Source organism: Mycolicibacterium celeriflavum (assembly GCF_010731795.1).
Lineage (GTDB): Bacteria > Actinomycetota > Actinomycetes > Mycobacteriales > Mycobacteriaceae > Mycobacterium > Mycobacterium celeriflavum.
Map to the genome: position 1 here is coordinate 1,531,522 of NZ_AP022591.1, position 15,005 is coordinate 1,546,526.

Consider the following 15,005-nt stretch of genomic DNA (forward strand, 5'->3'; position numbering starts at 1 on the left):
CAGTCAGTCGACCATTCGCAATGCCGCGACGGGGCACTGTGTCACAGCCTGCTGCATCCGGTCGCGGTCGGATTCGGGCCGGTCCGGCTCGTGAATCAACACGACGCCGTCATCGCCGACCTCGAACACCTCCTCGGCGATCGATTCGCAGATTCCATGTCCGGTGCACTTGTCGAGGTCGACCGCGACACGCATGCTCACTCCCCTAACGAACGACGGCGGGCAGCCGTTTGACGCCGTGCACGAAGCTGCTGTACAGCAGGTCGGGCTCGGAGAACTCGATGGTTTTCAGCCGAGTCAGCAACTCATGGAAGAGGTTTCGAAGTTCCGCTTTGGCCAGCTGACTGCCCAGGCAGTAATGCGGGCCACCGCCGCCGAATCCCAGGTGCGGGTTGGGCGAACGGGTGAGGTCGAATGTGTCGGGAGCATCGAACACGGCCTCGTCCCGGTTCGCGGAGCAGTAGAACAGGCCGACCTTGTCGCCGGCCGCGACCGGATGACCGTTGATCTCGGTGTCCTCGGTGACAAAGCGGGCGAACTGCAGCACCGGCGACGACCAGCGGACGAATTCCTCGATCGCCGAACCGATCCGACCGTCGAAGTCAGCCATCAACCAGTCGCGCTGTTCGGGGTGTTCGACCAGGGCCATCATCGCATGCGTCGTCGCCTGCTTGGTGGTGTCGTTACCTGCCGAGGCGAGCAGGATCAGGAAGGCGCCGATCTCTTCGTCGGTCAGCCGGTGACCGTCGACCTCGGCGTCGACGATGCTGGTCATCAGGTCGTCGCCGGGGTGGGTGCGCCGGAACTTCGCCAGTTCGACGCCGGTGTTCGACAGCAGCGCGATCTGTGCGACGGGGTCGGCCAGGCGTTCGTCCTCGGTGGCGTACTCGTCGTCGCTCATGCCGAACAGCTTCTCTGCGGCATAGGCGACGGCGGGCTGGTCGGCGCTGGGTACGCCGAGCATGTCCATGATCGTCAGCATCGGCAGCTTTGCCGAACACGCCGACACGAACTCGACTTCGCCCGCACCGACGAGGTTTTCGACGATGGTGACCCCGTTCTTGTGGATCTGTTCCTCGATCAGGCGGATGTTGCGCGGGGTGAACGCCGAACTGATCAGCCGGCGGTACACGGTGTGCTGCGGCGGATCCATGGTCAGAAAGAAGGAGGCGAATCGCTGGATCTCGGCGGGCATCGGATTCAGCGCCACCCCCTGCGCGGAGGTGAACAGTTCGGGATGCTGGCTGACGTAGACGATGTCGGCGCGCCGCGTCAACGCCCAGAATCCGGGCTCCTCGATCGGGAACATCGACGGCAACGGCGGGTGCCAGGTCAACCCGTCGGCAGCACGCAACCGCGCGAACGTCTCGTCGCGAACGGCGAACGGCCGGCTCCAGAACTCCTCCGACGTGATGTCGACCGCGCTGTGTTCACGGGCTGATGTCACCGAATTAGCGTGACACTTCCTCGAAAATTTGTAAAGCTATGACGGTGCCGGTAACCGACGCGGACTCTTCGACGCGGGAACGCATCCTGGCCGCGACCGCGGAGGTGCTCGGCCGCCACGGCATGACCAAGCTCAGCCTCTCCGAAGTTGCCCTGCAGGCGCAGGTTTCGCGGCCCACGCTTTACCGCTGGTTTGCCTGCAAGCGTGACCTGCTCGACGCGTTCGTGGTCTGGGAGCGCCAGTACTACGAACGCGCGGTCATTGTGGCGACCGCGCACCTGCCGCCGGGTGAACGACTCGACGCGGCGCTGCGGGTGATCGTCGAATACCAGCAGTCCTATCCGGGGCTGCGCATGATCGACATCGAACCCGAACAGGTCATCAAGCGACTCGCCCGCGTCATCCCGTTGATGCGGCAGCGGCTGGAACGGCTCTCGACCGGTCCCGACCCGGCACTCGCCGTGTCGACGGCGGTGCGCGTCGCGGTGTCGCACTATCTGGTGCGCAGTGACGATGACGACGACTTCCTCGCGCAACTGCGCCATGCCGCGCGGGTCAAGCATCACGCGCCTTGAGTTCAGCCAGAATTTCGTCGGTGTGCTGTCCGAGCTTCGGTGCGGCCGACCGCGGCTCCCATGGGGTGCCGTGGAAGTCGGCCGGTGTGGCGACCATCGGTGTACTGCCGTCGCCGTCGGGCACGTACACCACCCCGCCGGCGGCGTGGAACTGCTCGTCGCCGACCACGTCTTCCAGCGTGTTGATCGGCGACCAGAACAAGTCCGGTTCGGCGGCAAAGGTTTCGGACCACTCGTCGAGCGGCTTGGTCGCGAATACCTCGTCGAGTGCGGCGATCAGTTCAACGGCGTTGGCGGCGCGGGCCTGCGGGGTGTCGAAGCGCGGATCGGTCAGCCACTCGGGCCGTCCGACAGCGCGGCACAGCGGCGGCCAGTGCCGGCCCGCCTGCAGACCCACGATCCAGAACCGGCGCCCGTCGGCGGCCACGTAGTTGTTCATGCACGGGTTGCCCATGGTTTCGCGCTGACCGATCGCGATGGTGTTTCCGGTGAGCAGGAACGTGTTCAGGTCGAAGCTGACGGTGTAGGCCCCCTGGCGGTACAGCGACGTGCTGACCAGCTGCCCCGCGCCGGTGCGGGCGCGGGCGACCAGCGCCGCACACACCGCCCCGGCGAGCGTCATGCCCGCCATGTGGTCGCCCATCCCACCGCGTTGGAAGGGTGGCGTGTCACCGGGACGGGTGAGCAGATGCGCCAGTCCCGACCGCGCCCAGAACGCCGCGACGTCGTAGGCGGCCCTGTCGGCATCCGGCCCAATCTCGCCGTAACCGGTGATCAGCCCGTAGACCAGCCGCGGATTGGCCGCCGTCACCGCCGCGAAGTCCAGCCCGATGCGCTTCAGCGTCGCGGGCCGCACGTTGGTCAGGAAAACGTCTGCGTCAGCGGGTAATTCGCGAACGGCCGCGGCACCGGCGGCCGACGTCAGCTCGAGCACGATGCTGCGCTTGCCGCGGTTGTCCATCTCGAACGGCGGGTTCGATTCGCCGTCGACGCCCAGCATCCGACCGAACATCCGGCCAGGGTCACCTGCCGGGGGTTCGATCTTGACGACGTCAGCACCCCAGTCGGCGAGTATTCCCCCGGCGGCTGGTCCGGCCACCCACACGCCGAGTTCGACGACCCGCACGCCCTCCAGTGGACCTGCCATCGACACCTTCTTTACATTCAAGCGGCGATTTGTAAACTGGCGTGGTGAAGAACGCCCCGCCGGCCGTGGGCCTGGCAGCACATCTGGGCCGCGGGATACAACGTATCGCCACCGACGCCGCCATCGGTCGTCGGCGATCACTTCCGCGATCCGTGTCCGAACTCGACGAGCCCGCCATGTCGCGGATCATCGGACGTCGCGTCACGTCGGTGTCGGTGCTGGGCGGTGACGCCGGCACGTCGTCGCGCGCCCGGCTCGCCCTGGTCGGTGACGACGTCCCGTCGACGGTGTTCGTCAAAATGGCCGCCGAGACGGTCGCCACCCGCCTGATGGGCGAGATGGGTCGACTGGGGGCGACCGAGACACGCTTCTACCGCGAGTTGTCCCCGCGGCTGACCGGAGTTCCGGTCTACTACGGCTCGGCGTTCGACTCGATGACCGGGCGTTACGTGCTCGTGCTGGAAGACCTGTCCGCCGACGAATGCGAGTTCCCCGACACCCTTCATCCGATCGGTGCCGACCGGGCGGCGAAGATCGTCGAACTCCTGGCCAGGCTGCACGCGAGGTTCTGGGGCCGCGTCCCCGCCTGGCTGTATACCGCGTCCGGGGACACCGCGTCGTTGCTCACGGGGTCGCTGCTGAAGACGTCGGCGCGCCGCCTCGCCGAACGGATCGACATCGACGTCGCCGCCGGTCGCTTCATCGACGACAACTACCGCGCCGTCGCCCGTCTCATCGACGAACCGCCCCACACCGTCATGCACGGCGACGCCCACCCGGGCAACGTTTACTTCCGAAACGGCGCGGCCGGGCTGTTCGACTGGCAGGCGGTGCGGCGCGGCCATCCCGGCAGGGAACTGGCCTACACGCTGGTCACGAGCATGACGCCCGACGACCGCCGCGCACACCAGGGTGAATTGCTCGACCTGTACCGCCAGGCGCTCGCCGCCTCCGGTGGGCCGCCCCTCGACCGCGATGAACTCTGGCATCGCTACTGCCAAGGGGCGCTCTACGCCTATGTCGCCGCGCTGATCACCGCCGGAATTGGCGGAATGCAGGCCGAGGACATCGCGCTCGAAGGCCTGCGCCGGAGCGTGGCGGCGCTACAAGATCTCGACACTGTCGCCGTCCTGCAGAAGTCCATGTGAGGAAGGATCTACGATCGGCACGTGAACGAACCGCTGCGCGACACATCCGGAATCGAGGACACCTCGACGCGGCACCGGATCCTCGTCGCCACAGCGGAGGTGCTGGCCCGCAGCGGACAGACCAAGCTCAGCCTCTCGGAGGTTGCCTTGCAGGCGGGGGTGTCCCGGCCCACGCTCTACCGCTGGTTCGCGTCCAAGGGTGAACTGCTCGACGCGTTCGGCGTCTACGAGCGCGACCTGTTCGACAACGGCATCAGCAAGGCGACCGCCGGTCTGCGCGGCACCGAGAAACTGGACGCCGCCCTTCGGTTCATCGTCGACTACCAGCACTCGTATTCGGGTGTGCGGTTGGTCGACATCGAACCCGAGGTCGTCATCGCTCAACTGACGAAGATCATCCCCGTGATGCGCGCACGGCTGCAGAAACTGCTGAGTGGTCCGAACGGAGCGGTCAAGGCGGCGACCGCAATTCGCGTCGCGATCTCGCACTACATCGTGCGCAGCGACGACGACGATCAGTTCCTCGCCCAGCTACGGCACGCCGCCGGACTCAAGCCGCAGGGCTGATTCTCGGCTCCGCCGAAAGGCTGACACTCGCGCAAAAATTTGTAAAGCTGTCCGCATGACCCAGGTACAGACTGACAGCGGTGTGTTGGCCGGCGACGAGCGGATGTTGATCGACGGCGAGTTGCAGACCACCGCCAGCGGAGCGACGTTCGAGGTGATCCATCCGGCCAGCGAGGAGGTCGCGGGCCGGGCCACCGACGGAACGGTCGAGGACATGGCGCGCGCGGTCGGCGCGGCGCGGCGCGCGTTCGACGAGACCGACTGGTCGCGTGATCTGGAGTTCCGTTACCACTGCCTGACCCAGCTGCACGACGCCCTCGAGCGGAACAAGGAGAGGTTGCGCCGGGTCCTGATCACCGAGGTCGGCTGTCCGGTCTCGGTGACCGGCAGCCAGATCGAGAGCCCGATCGAAGAGGTTAAGCACTGGGCCGAGCACGGACGCGCGTTCGACTATCTGGTCGACAACGGTGTGCACGACACCCCGCTGGGCCCGGCGCGGCGCAAGATCCACTACGAGCCCGTCGGCGTGGTCGGGGCGATCACGCCGTGGAATGTGCCGTTCTATCTCAACGTCGCCGAGACGGTGCCGGCGTTGATGGCCGGCAACACCGTGGTGCTCAAGCCCGCGCAGCTGACGCCGTGGTCGGGCAGCGAGTACGGACGCATCGTGGCCGAGGAGACCGACATCCCCGCCGGCGTGTTCAACGTCGTGGTGTCGAATGCCAACGAGGTCGGCGCGGCGCTGTCGGCGGATCCGCGCGTCGACATGATCACGTTCACCGGGTCGACGGCGACCGGGCGGGCGATCCTGGCAGCGGGTGCACCGACGGTGAAGAAGACGCTGCTGGAGCTGGGCGGCAAGTCCGCACACATCGTGCTCGACGACGCCGATTTCAATTCGGCGTTGCCGATGGCCGCGATGATGGCGTGCGTCATGAGTGGGCAGTCCTGCATCCTACCGAGCCGGATCTTGTTGCCGCGCAGCCGTTATGACGAAGGTGTCGAGGTCCTCAAGACGATGATGGAGGGCTTCCCGGTCGGCGACCCGTGGACGCCGGGCAACATGCAGGGCCCGCAGATCAGCGAGACCCAACGCCAGAAGGTGTTGGGTTTGATCAAGAGTGGCATCGACTCGGGTGCGCGGTTGGTCACCGGCGGCGGCATCCCGGAGAACCTACCGACCGGCTACTACACCCAGCCGACACTGCTGGCCGACGTCGACCCCAATTCGCAAGTGGCGCAGGAGGAGATCTTCGGCCCCGTACTCACGGTCACCCCGTACGACACCGACGACGAGGCCGTCGCGATCGCCAACAACACGATCTACGGCCTGTCCGGCGAGGTGAGCAGCGGCGACGTGGACCGCGCGTTCGCGGTGGCCTGCCGGATGCGCACCGGCAACGTCACGATCAACGGCAAGAGCCACTTCGGCATCGCAAGCCCGTTCGGTGGCACCAAGCAGAGCGGTCTGGGATACCGCAACGGCGAAGAGGGTTACAAGGAGTACCTGGAAGCGAAGACCATCGGCATGCCGGACACGGTTGAACCGTGAATCAGGCCAAGAGTGACGAGGCCGAGATCGCTGCTCTGCTGTACCGCTACGCCCGCGCCGTCGACACCAAGGACTGGGAGTTGTACCGCTCGGTGTTCACCGACGACGCGGTGATCGACTACTCGTCGGCGGGCGCCGTCGTGGGTAGCCGCGACGAGGTGGTCGACTGGTTCTCCGCGAATTTCGGCGTAATTCAGTGGAGCATGCACTACATCACCAACATCGAAGCCGAAATCCACGGCGACGCAGCCAAAGTCAGGGCGATGTTCTACAACCCGATGCAGCTGCCCGGCACGACCGAGCCCAGTAGCTGCGGCGGCTACTACCACCACGAATTGGTGCGCACCTCAGACGGTTGGCGCAGCCGCAACCTGCGCGAGGAAAACGTCTGGTTCGTCAACGGCCCCGCTCAGTAACGCCCAGACAGACGTTTTGGCGGAAAAGTGCGGGCAAAACCCGCCAAAGCGTCGGTCTCGACGCGGAACCGCTCAGCCCTGCGCGACGATGCTCCCCACAATCAGCTGGAGATACGGACGGTAGAGGTCCGCCCCGTCCAGATGGCTGCCGAGCGTCACGCCGTCGTTGACCGCGAGGATCAACTGAGCCAACGAATCGGCGGGAATGGTGAGTTTTGCGCCCATCCGGGCGACGTTCTTGCTGATGAACTCTGCCAGCGATCGAACGGTTTCGCGCCGTTGCGCATCGAGTCGTTCGCGAGCCTCCGGATTCCGCAGCAGATAGAGCGTGAGTTCGTAGTTCAGGGCCGCTCGGTTAGGGTCGCTGCCCACTTGGCGCCACCGCTCGGCGAGTTCGTCGACGCTGAGTTCGTCCAATCGAGCGAAGGACTGGATGATGTCGTTGAAGCCGTCGAGGAATCGCTGCCGTTGCCGGTCCACGACCTCCAAGAACAACTCCTCCTTGGCGCCAAAGTGCGAATAAATCGCGCCGCGGGTGTAGCCGGCCACGTCCGCGATGTCTTCGAGCGCGGCGCCGGTCAGACCCTTGCGGGCGAACACATCCTCGGCGGCGTCGAGCAGCAGGTTGCGCGTGTGCTCGAGACGTCGCTCCCTGGTCCACCGCTCCGGCATTCGCCGATCCTCCCACAGCACTGCACAAGTTCGGATCGTCACGGCGACGCCAAAGCCGATGGCTGGATGTGCGCGAATTCTCGCGGCACCAAGAGGTTTGATGACGCACCAAGCCAGAACGTCTCGAGATCGGCGGTAGGCGGCAGACCGGCGGCGAGTAACGCCCGCCTTGAAGGCGCGCGCGGCGCGGCTGACGCGATGACGCACGCAGCCGTGCCGGTAGCTGACCGCGCCGTGTACGACCAGCGCATCGACCTCGACGGTCGACGCGCGAGTGGTCAAACCGAGGATCGACAGGCTCCGCGCATAGTCGAGCGTCGGAACCCACACCGTCACGGTCCAACCGGCCATCGCGCGGTCGCAAAGCCAGCCGCCCGCGACCCTGATCAGCTCCGCCGCCTCCGCGGCCTCGATGTCGAGCACAGAGTCCATCGCCGGTTCCTTCCTGTCGGGCCGGGGCACCAGACCGCGAGGTATGTGACCCAAACCACTTTGATACATTGTTGTATATCTAATACATCAATGTATATGGTGACTGTCGTCACAGCTGCAGCGCGTGCATGTGCAGCTCAAGCCCAGTGAGCATCCGGTGACCAGGAGGTTGGCAATGACACAGGTAATCCGCTCCGGCGAGTGGCTCAGACCGGATTCAGGTATCGGCCTCGGCCTAGACGACGTCGAGCCGGGGACGTTCAACATGAGCATCTCAACGGACCGTTACACCTGCCCCGAGTACGCTGCGCTCGAACGCGAACGCATCTGGTCGCGGGTGTGGCAGGTCGTCGGGCGCGTCGACGACTTGCCCAAGGTCGGCGATTGGAAGCGGTATCAGATCCTCGACCAGTCCTACGTCATCGTCCGCGGTAAGGACGAGAAACTGCGGGGCTTCGTCAATGCATGTCGGCACCGCGGAAACATGCTGTGCATGACGAACACGGGAAATGCCAAGCGTGGCTTACTGTGTCAGTACCATTTGTGGTCCTACGACTTGGAAGGCAAGCTCCGCGGTGTGCTGCGGGAGAACTTGTCCGGCCAGATCGACAAGAGCGATAACTCGCTTTTGGCGGTCTCGGTGGACACCTTCGGTGGGTTCATCTTCCTCAATCCCGACCCCGATGCCCAACCCCTTCGGGAATACCTGGGCGACAAGGTGATCGAGCTGATCGAGCCTTACCGCCTCGACCAGATGACCACCGTGATGGACGTCCGTGAGGCCTTAGACTGCAACTGGAAAGTCGTCATGGACGCTTTCGAAGAGGGCTACCACATCAACGGAATCCACCCGCAGTTGCTCGCCGTCCTCAACATCGACCCGGCGACGACCCGCTACCAGTTCTTCGAGAACCACAGCGTCGCCGTGGCACCGTTCGAAGTGCAAGGCGCCGGCGCACAGAAGCAGGTCGACGGCATCATGGCTCTGCCGGAGACGTTTCCGGGCACGGCCGCGGTGATTCCGCGTTTCCAGGAGCTCGTGGCGCCCTACCAGAACGCGGACGGTGAGGTGGAATTCCCCGAGAGCGTGACGGCACGGAGCCTGCTGCAGCAGGCTACCCGCGACACCCTCACCGGCTTCGGTCTCGACGTCAGCGGACTCACCGATGACCAGATGAGCGACAACCAGGGCTGGGTGCTGTTCCCGAACTTCTTCATGACTGTCCGGGCCGGCGAATGCCACATCATCATGGCGGTGCCACATCCCGACGGCGACCCGAACCGCTGCATCTGGCACGTCAGCAGCTACATGTTCCTGCCCGCCGAACACCGAGATGCCTTCCGCGCGGATCTGATCGAGGTCGAAGAGCCCGGGAGCTACAAGTACTTCGAGGCGCTGCACCAGGATTACGTCCAGATGCCCCGCCAGCAGAAGGGTTTGCGCAACAACCGGCTCGATCACATGTCGCTGGTGAAGGAGGAGGTCGTGATCGGCCACTTTCACTCCGTCATCGACCGATACATGGCCGAAGCCACGTCTTGACCGCGAGCACCAACCCGAAAGGAAGGCAATGACTCCCGACGATCGAATCGCCACCAGGATGGCCGAGCCGGCGGGACGCCGCTCGGCTGGCTTCGGGGTGACGGCGTGACGACCCTCGATGAAGCCCTCGCGACGGCGACCGGTCGGTCTCGGATTGTGTTGGGGTACAGCCAGACCACCAAACGCCTCGTCGATGCCGCCAAGGATCCCGAGTTCACGTCGGCGGGTTGGGCGCCGCTGGCCGAGTTGATCGATGTCGACAACTTCGTGCGGGTGGGGCCGTTCAAAGAGGTGATGGATTGGGTTTCCTATGCGGAGTTCCTGACCAACTGGGCGAAGTCGTCGGAGTGGGATTGCACGTTTCAGCGCCTGACCGAGACGCCGGACGTAGTGTTCCTCGAACTCGAGGAGCGCAGCCGCGTCGGCGATTTCACCAGCGTGGTGAACACCGTTTCGGTCTACGAATTCAACGCCGACAACAAGGTTGAACGCATCGCCGTCTACCTGCAGATGGAACTGCCCAACACCGGCTCGGTGCCGAGTTTCGACTGACACCATGTCCTTTGAAGACACCACCGCCGTCGTGACCGGTGGCGCGGCCGGCCTGGGGCTGGCGATCACCGAGGCACTTGCCGCCCGCGGCGCCAAGGTCGCGATTTTCGACATCGCCGCGGAGCAGATCGACACACAGGTCGACCGTTTGCGCGGCGAAGGCGCGAAGATCGCAGGTTACGTCGTAGACGTCTCGAACCGAACTGCGGTCGAAGCTGCCGTGGCGCAGGTGCGGGCGGATCTGGGCCCCGTACTGATTTTGGTCAACAACGCCGGCATCGAGCAGTTCGGCAAGTTCGCCGAGATCACCGACGAGCAATGGGACCATGTCATGGCGGTCAACCTGCGCGGGCCGTTCATCTGCACGCAGGTGGTGCTGCCCGACATGATTGGGGCCCAATGGGGCCGCATCGTCAACATCTCCTCGTCGAGCGCACAGGGCGGGCAGTCACGCATGGCCGCCTACGTCAGTTCCAAGGCCGGCGTGATCGGGTTCACCAAGAGCCTCGCGCTCGAACTCGGGCCGAAAGGCATCACGGTCAACACCATTCCACCCGGCATGGTGGTCACTCCGATGCTGGAAAAGGCGATCGAGGAAGGCCGGTTCACCGCGTCACTGGAGCACTTCGCCAAGATCACCCCGGTCCGCCGCGCGGGCCGGCCCGAGGACATCGCCAACGCGGCTATCTTCCTGTGTCAGGACGAATCCGACTACATCACCGGCCAAGTCATTCCCGTCAACGGGGGGCGCCGGACATGACCTCAACCCACAACACCAGACCGCTCCTCACGCCGCTGACGGCTGACGAATGGGGCGACGACGAGTACGCCGCGTTCGGCGCGCTACTGGGCCTCCCGGGCGAGAAGGTTCCGCGCGCTGGTTCAGGCCATGCCGCCGACCCGCTCAACTTCGACATCATCGGCCTGCTCGCTCGTCACCCAAAGATGGCCCGCCACTTCCTGACGTTCAACGGCTGGCTGTTGCAGCGCGGCGAATTGCCCTTGAGGTTGCGCGAATTGGCGATCCTGCGCGTCGCTCAGGCCCGCCGGTCCGCGTTCTTCTGGGCCGAGCACTCCAAGGTCGCCACCGAAGGTGGGCTACCCTCCGACGTTATCGACCACTTAGCCGAGGGCAACGACGGCTTCGCCGGTGTCGACCGGTTGGTGCTCGAGGCCACCGATCAACTGCTGACTCAGGGCCACGCCGACGCTGCGACGTGGCAACGCCTCGCCGACGAACTGGGTACGCACCAGGCGATGGAACTCGTCTTCGTGGTCGGCACCTACGCGATGCTGGCGATGGCCTTCAGCACATGGCAGTTGTCGCCCCCGGCCGACAGTCCGCTCTTACCCGAACCGCGGAGTTGAGCGTCGAGACTGCGCACAGATCGCAAACTCGCTCGAGAGCGCGATCTCACCGCAGTTTGGACGAACAGAGGCTCAGCCCTGGGCCGCCAATTGCCCGCAGGCGGCGGCGATCTCACGGCCGCGGGTGTCACGCACCGTGCACGAGACGCCCCGCTCGCGCACGCGGCGAACGAACTCGCGCTCGGCGGGTTTGGGACTGGCGTCCCACTCACTGCCGGGCGTCGGGTTCAGCGGAATGACGTTGACGTGCACCAGCGGGCCGAGCGCGCCGTGCAACCGCTTCCCGAGAAGGTCTGCGCGCCAGGGCTGATCGTTGACATCGCGAATCAGCGCATACTCGATGGACACTCGCCGTCCGGTCACGTCGGCGTAATACCGCGCGGCGTCGAGCGCCTCGGACACCTTCCACCGATTGTTCACCGGGACCAGCGTGTCGCGCAGTTCGTCGTCGGGGGCGTGCAGCGACAACGCCAGCGTGACCCCGAGTCGTTCGTCGGCGAGCTTGCGGATCGCGGGCGCCAGCCCGACCGTCGACACGGTGACCGAGCGGGCCGAGATGCCGAACCCGTTCGGAGGCGGCGCGAGGATTCTTCGGACCGCGGCCAGCACCCGGTTGTAGTTGGCCAGCGGCTCCCCCATGCCCATGAAGACGATGTTGGACAGCCGCCCGCCGCGGGCCGCAAGCGCGATCCCGTCACCATCGCGGTCGCGTAACTCCACCGCGGCGGCGCGTACCTGCTCGAGGATCTCGGCGGTCGACAAGTTGCGCTGGAGCCCGCCTTGGCCCGTCGCGCAGAACGGGCAGGCCATGCCGCATCCCGCCTGCGAGGAGATGCACACGGTGTTGCGCTGCGGGTAACGCATCAGCACCGACTCGAACGTGGTGCCGTCCACCGCGCGCCACAACATCTTGCGCGTCTCGCCCGCATCGGTCTCGATCTCGCGCACCGCATCGAGCAGCGCCGGGAACAGCGCATCGGCAACGTGGTCGCGCACCGCGGCCGGCAGGTCGGTCATGGCATGCGGGTCGGCGATCAGCCTGCCGTAGTACTGGTTGGCCAACTGCTTGCCCCGGAACGCCGGCAGTCCCAGTTCGCCGACGGCGGCGGCGCGGCCATCCTCGTCGAGGTCCGCGAAATGCCGCGGCGGCATTGCGCGGCGCGGCGGATCGAAGACGAGCGGCAGGGCCGCAGGAGAGTCAGCCATGGTGTCTCACCAGTATGCCGGGCCGGGCTACGCCAGCAGCGTCAGCACAATCCAGCCGGCCACCGCAGACGGGAGCATCGCGTCGATGCGGTCCATGATGCCGCCGTGCCCCGGGAGCAGCGTGCCCATGTCCTTGATCCCGAGGTCGCGTTTGACCTGCGATTCGACCAGGTCGCCGAGGACCCCGGTGATCACCAGCATCAGGCCCAGCGGCACCCCGACCCAGGCGGGCTTGTCCATCAGGAACGTCACCGACAGCACTGCGGCGGTGACGCCGAACACCAGCGAGCCGCCGAGACCCTCCCACGACTTCTTCGGGCTGATCGCCGGCGCCATCAGGTGTTTACCGAACAGCACCCCGGCCACATAACCGCCGATGTCGGCGAATACCACGGTCACGATCACCGTGAACACCCGGCCGCCGCCGTGGTCCTGGAAGATCAGCAGCGCGCTGAAGCTGGCGAAGAACGGCACCCACGTCGCGAGCAGCACCGAGGCGGAGATGTCGCGCAGGTAATTGACCGGCTGTTTACGCAGGCCCTGCCCGACGAGGCGCCACACCATGCAGACGACGATCGTCCCGCCGTAGGCGCCGAGCAGACCGACCGCGCCGAACGGCCACGTCAACCAGATCATCGCCTGGCCACCGACCAGCAGCGGGACCGCGGGCAGTGCGTAACCGGAGTCCCGGAGCCGGCGGATCACCTCTCCCGTGGCGACCGGGATGAAGACCGCCAGCACCGGCAGCCACCCGATCGGCGCGAAGAGAAGGACCCCGATCGCCATCGCGCCCAGCAGCACACCGACCGCGATCGCCGCGGGTAGGTCACGGCCCGCCCGCGACTTCTTCTTGGGCGGTTCGTCGACCGGCGTCTCTGCCACGGGACCCTTGCGCTGTTCGGTCACTAGACCTCCAGCAGCTCGCCTTCTTTGTGCTTGACCAGCTCGTCGATCTGCGCGCTGTAGGTGTGGGTCAGCTTGTCGAGGTCCTTCTCCGCGCGGGCCACGTCGTCCTCGCCCGCCTCGCCTTCCTTTTTGATGCGGTGCAACTCCTCCATCGCCTTACGACGGACGCTGCGGACCGACACCCTGGCGTCCTCGCCCTTCGCCTTGGCCTGCTTGACCAGGTCGCGGCGCCGCTCCTCGGTCAGCTGCGGAATGGCGACGCGGATGACGTTGCCGTCGTTGGTCGGGTTGACGCCCAGGTCGGAGTTGCGGATCGCATCCTCGATATTGCGCAGCTGGTTGGCCTCGTAGGGCTTGATCACCACCATCCGCGCTTCGGGAACGTTGATGCTCGACAGTTGCGTGATGGGCGTGGCGGACCCGTAGTAGTCGACGTTGACGCGCGCGAACATGCCGGGGTTTGCGCGGCCGGTGCGAATCGACGACAGGTCGTCACGAGCCACAGACACCGCCTTCTCCATCTTCTCCTCGGCGTCGAAGAGGGTTTCGTCGATCACGGTGCTTCTCCTTCATCCGCGTGCGCGTCTTCGTCATGCTTCTCGCGTGCACTGCCCTCAGGTGGTGACCAGTGTTCCGATCTTCTCACCCGCGACCGCTCGCGCGATATTGCCATCTGTGAGCAGGTTGAACACCAGGATCGGCATGCCGTTGTCCATGCAGAGGCTGAACGCGGTGGCGTCGGCCACCTTCAGGCCGCGGTCGATGATTTCGCGGTGACTGATCGCGGTGAGCAGTTCGGCATCGGGGTGCTGGCGCGGGTCGGCCGTGAAAACGCCGTCGACGGCCTTGGCCATCAGCACCACCTCGGCGCCGATCTCCAGCGCGCGTTGCGCGGCGGTGGTGTCGGTGGAGAAGTACGGCAGGCCCATGCCCGCTCCGAAGATCACCACGCGGCCCTTCTCCAAGTGCCGCACCGCCCGTAGAGGGATGTAGGGCTCGGCGACCTGTCCCATCGTGATCGCGGTCTGCACCCGGGTGTCGATACCTTCTTTTTCCAGGAAATCCTGCAGGGCAAGGCTGTTCATGACGGTGCCCAGCATGCCCATGTAGTCGCTTCGGGCTCGCTCCATGCCGCGCTGCTGCAATTGCGCACCGCGGAAGAAGTTGCCGCCGCCGATGACGACGGCAACCTGCACACCGCTGCGGACCACTTCGGCGATCTGGCGGGCCACCTGGTGCACGACGTCCGGATCCAGGCCTACATCCCCGCCGCCGAACATCTCGCCGCCGAGCTTGAGCAGGACGCGGCTGTACTTCGGGCGGATCGCTCCGTTGGGACCGGTTGCTGCCACCGCGCCGGCGACATTGGAATCAGGAACTGCCGCGCCGGAGACATTGGGGTCCGCCATCCGACTCCTTCGAGGTCCTCGCTGAGATGCCCCTCATCCTGCCTCATGGTCGGCCCTACAGCCGC

The 15,005-nt window shown here is 65.7% G+C and carries 17 protein-coding genes; 9 read left to right on the forward strand and 8 right to left on the reverse strand.

Annotated features, from left to right (window positions below; genetic code table 11):
- Window positions 1-3 precede the first annotated feature (3 nt).
- On the reverse strand, window positions 4-195 hold the full coding sequence (locus G6N18_RS07485) for a ferredoxin (protein ID WP_067225026.1): 192 nt from the start codon (window positions 193-195) through the stop codon (window positions 4-6).
- Between the two features lie 10 nt (window positions 196-205).
- Window positions 206-1,447, reverse strand: a complete 1,242-nt coding sequence (locus tag G6N18_RS07490) for a cytochrome P450 (protein WP_082999853.1) — start codon at window positions 1,445-1,447, stop codon at window positions 206-208.
- Window positions 1,448-1,485: 38 nt separating this feature from the next.
- On the opposite strand from G6N18_RS07490, the gene G6N18_RS07495 reads away from it, so the two are divergent.
- A complete protein-coding gene (locus G6N18_RS07495) occupies window positions 1,486-2,022 on the forward strand; it encodes a TetR/AcrR family transcriptional regulator (protein ID WP_067225028.1) in 537 nt (178 codons plus the stop codon).
- Here G6N18_RS07495 and G6N18_RS07500 read toward each other — a convergent pair.
- Window positions 2,003-3,169 (reverse strand): CaiB/BaiF CoA transferase family protein, encoded by a 1,167-nt coding sequence (locus G6N18_RS07500; protein WP_082999852.1) that lies wholly within the window; start codon window positions 3,167-3,169, stop codon window positions 2,003-2,005. The two genes, G6N18_RS07495 and G6N18_RS07500, sit on opposite strands and share 20 nt — an antisense overlap.
- A 44-nt stretch (window positions 3,170-3,213) precedes the next feature.
- Here G6N18_RS07500 and G6N18_RS07505 point away from each other — a divergent pair, with 44 nt between their 5' ends.
- From G6N18_RS07505 to G6N18_RS07520, 4 genes are read left to right on the forward strand one after another with little or no spacing between them, the layout of a single operon-like run.
- Window positions 3,214-4,317, forward strand: a complete 1,104-nt coding sequence (locus tag G6N18_RS07505; RefSeq protein WP_083000008.1) for a phosphotransferase — start codon at window positions 3,214-3,216, stop codon at window positions 4,315-4,317.
- A gap of 21 nt (window positions 4,318-4,338) precedes the next feature.
- The gene (locus G6N18_RS07510; RefSeq protein WP_067225030.1) at window positions 4,339-4,884 is read left to right on the forward strand and encodes a TetR/AcrR family transcriptional regulator; all 546 of its coding nucleotides are present in this window, start codon (window positions 4,339-4,341) and stop codon (window positions 4,882-4,884) included.
- Between the two features lie 55 nt (window positions 4,885-4,939).
- Entirely contained in the window at window positions 4,940-6,436 is a 1,497-nt protein-coding gene (locus G6N18_RS07515) for an aldehyde dehydrogenase family protein (RefSeq protein WP_082999851.1), read from the forward strand.
- Window positions 6,433-6,852, forward strand: coding sequence for a nuclear transport factor 2 family protein (locus tag G6N18_RS07520; protein WP_082999850.1), 420 nt, complete (start codon window positions 6,433-6,435; stop codon window positions 6,850-6,852). Before G6N18_RS07515 ends, G6N18_RS07520 begins: the two co-directional genes overlap by 4 nt.
- A 72-nt stretch (window positions 6,853-6,924) precedes the next feature.
- Here the strand turns inward: G6N18_RS07520 and G6N18_RS07525 are convergent, their stop codons facing one another.
- Window positions 6,925-7,524, reverse strand: a complete 600-nt coding sequence (locus G6N18_RS07525) for a TetR/AcrR family transcriptional regulator (RefSeq protein ID WP_083000007.1) — start codon at window positions 7,522-7,524, stop codon at window positions 6,925-6,927.
- Window positions 7,525-8,131: 607 nt separating this feature from the next.
- On the opposite strand from G6N18_RS07525, the gene G6N18_RS07530 reads away from it, so the two are divergent.
- From G6N18_RS07530 to G6N18_RS07545, 4 genes are all read left to right on the forward strand, one after another.
- Complete coding sequence (locus tag G6N18_RS07530) at window positions 8,132-9,499, forward strand: aromatic ring-hydroxylating oxygenase subunit alpha (protein ID WP_082999849.1); 1,368 nt, start codon at window positions 8,132-8,134, stop codon at window positions 9,497-9,499.
- Between the two features lie 105 nt (window positions 9,500-9,604).
- Window positions 9,605-10,051 carry a hypothetical protein gene (locus tag G6N18_RS07535; RefSeq protein ID WP_082999848.1) on the forward strand — a complete coding sequence of 149 codons (447 nt, stop codon included), beginning with the start codon at window positions 9,605-9,607 and terminating at the stop codon, window positions 10,049-10,051.
- 4 nt (window positions 10,052-10,055) lie between these two features.
- Window positions 10,056-10,811: an SDR family NAD(P)-dependent oxidoreductase gene (locus G6N18_RS07540; RefSeq protein ID WP_082999847.1), complete on the forward strand. Its 756-nt coding sequence runs from the start codon at window positions 10,056-10,058 to the stop codon at window positions 10,809-10,811.
- Window positions 10,808-11,419 (forward strand): carboxymuconolactone decarboxylase family protein, encoded by a 612-nt coding sequence (locus G6N18_RS07545; protein WP_082999846.1) that lies wholly within the window; start codon window positions 10,808-10,810, stop codon window positions 11,417-11,419. The genes G6N18_RS07540 and G6N18_RS07545 overlap by 4 nt, the downstream gene beginning before the upstream one ends.
- Window positions 11,420-11,491: 72 nt before the next feature.
- Here the strand turns inward: G6N18_RS07545 and rlmN are convergent, their stop codons facing one another.
- From rlmN to pyrH, 4 genes are read right to left on the reverse strand one after another with little or no spacing between them, the layout of a single operon-like run.
- Window positions 11,492-12,625 (reverse strand): dual-specificity RNA methyltransferase RlmN, encoded by a 1,134-nt coding sequence (gene rlmN / locus G6N18_RS07550; RefSeq protein WP_082999845.1) that lies wholly within the window; start codon window positions 12,623-12,625, stop codon window positions 11,492-11,494.
- 27 nt (window positions 12,626-12,652) lie between these two features.
- A complete protein-coding gene (locus tag G6N18_RS07555; protein ID WP_082999844.1) occupies window positions 12,653-13,531 on the reverse strand; it encodes a phosphatidate cytidylyltransferase in 879 nt (292 codons plus the stop codon).
- Window positions 13,531-14,088: a ribosome recycling factor gene (frr, locus tag G6N18_RS07560; RefSeq protein WP_067225035.1), complete on the reverse strand. Its 558-nt coding sequence runs from the start codon at window positions 14,086-14,088 to the stop codon at window positions 13,531-13,533. Before frr ends, G6N18_RS07555 begins: the two co-directional genes overlap by 1 nt.
- Window positions 14,089-14,145: 57 nt before the next feature.
- Window positions 14,146-14,940, reverse strand: coding sequence for a UMP kinase (gene pyrH, locus G6N18_RS07565; RefSeq protein WP_067225036.1), 795 nt, complete (start codon window positions 14,938-14,940; stop codon window positions 14,146-14,148).
- Window positions 14,941-15,005 lie beyond the last annotated feature (65 nt).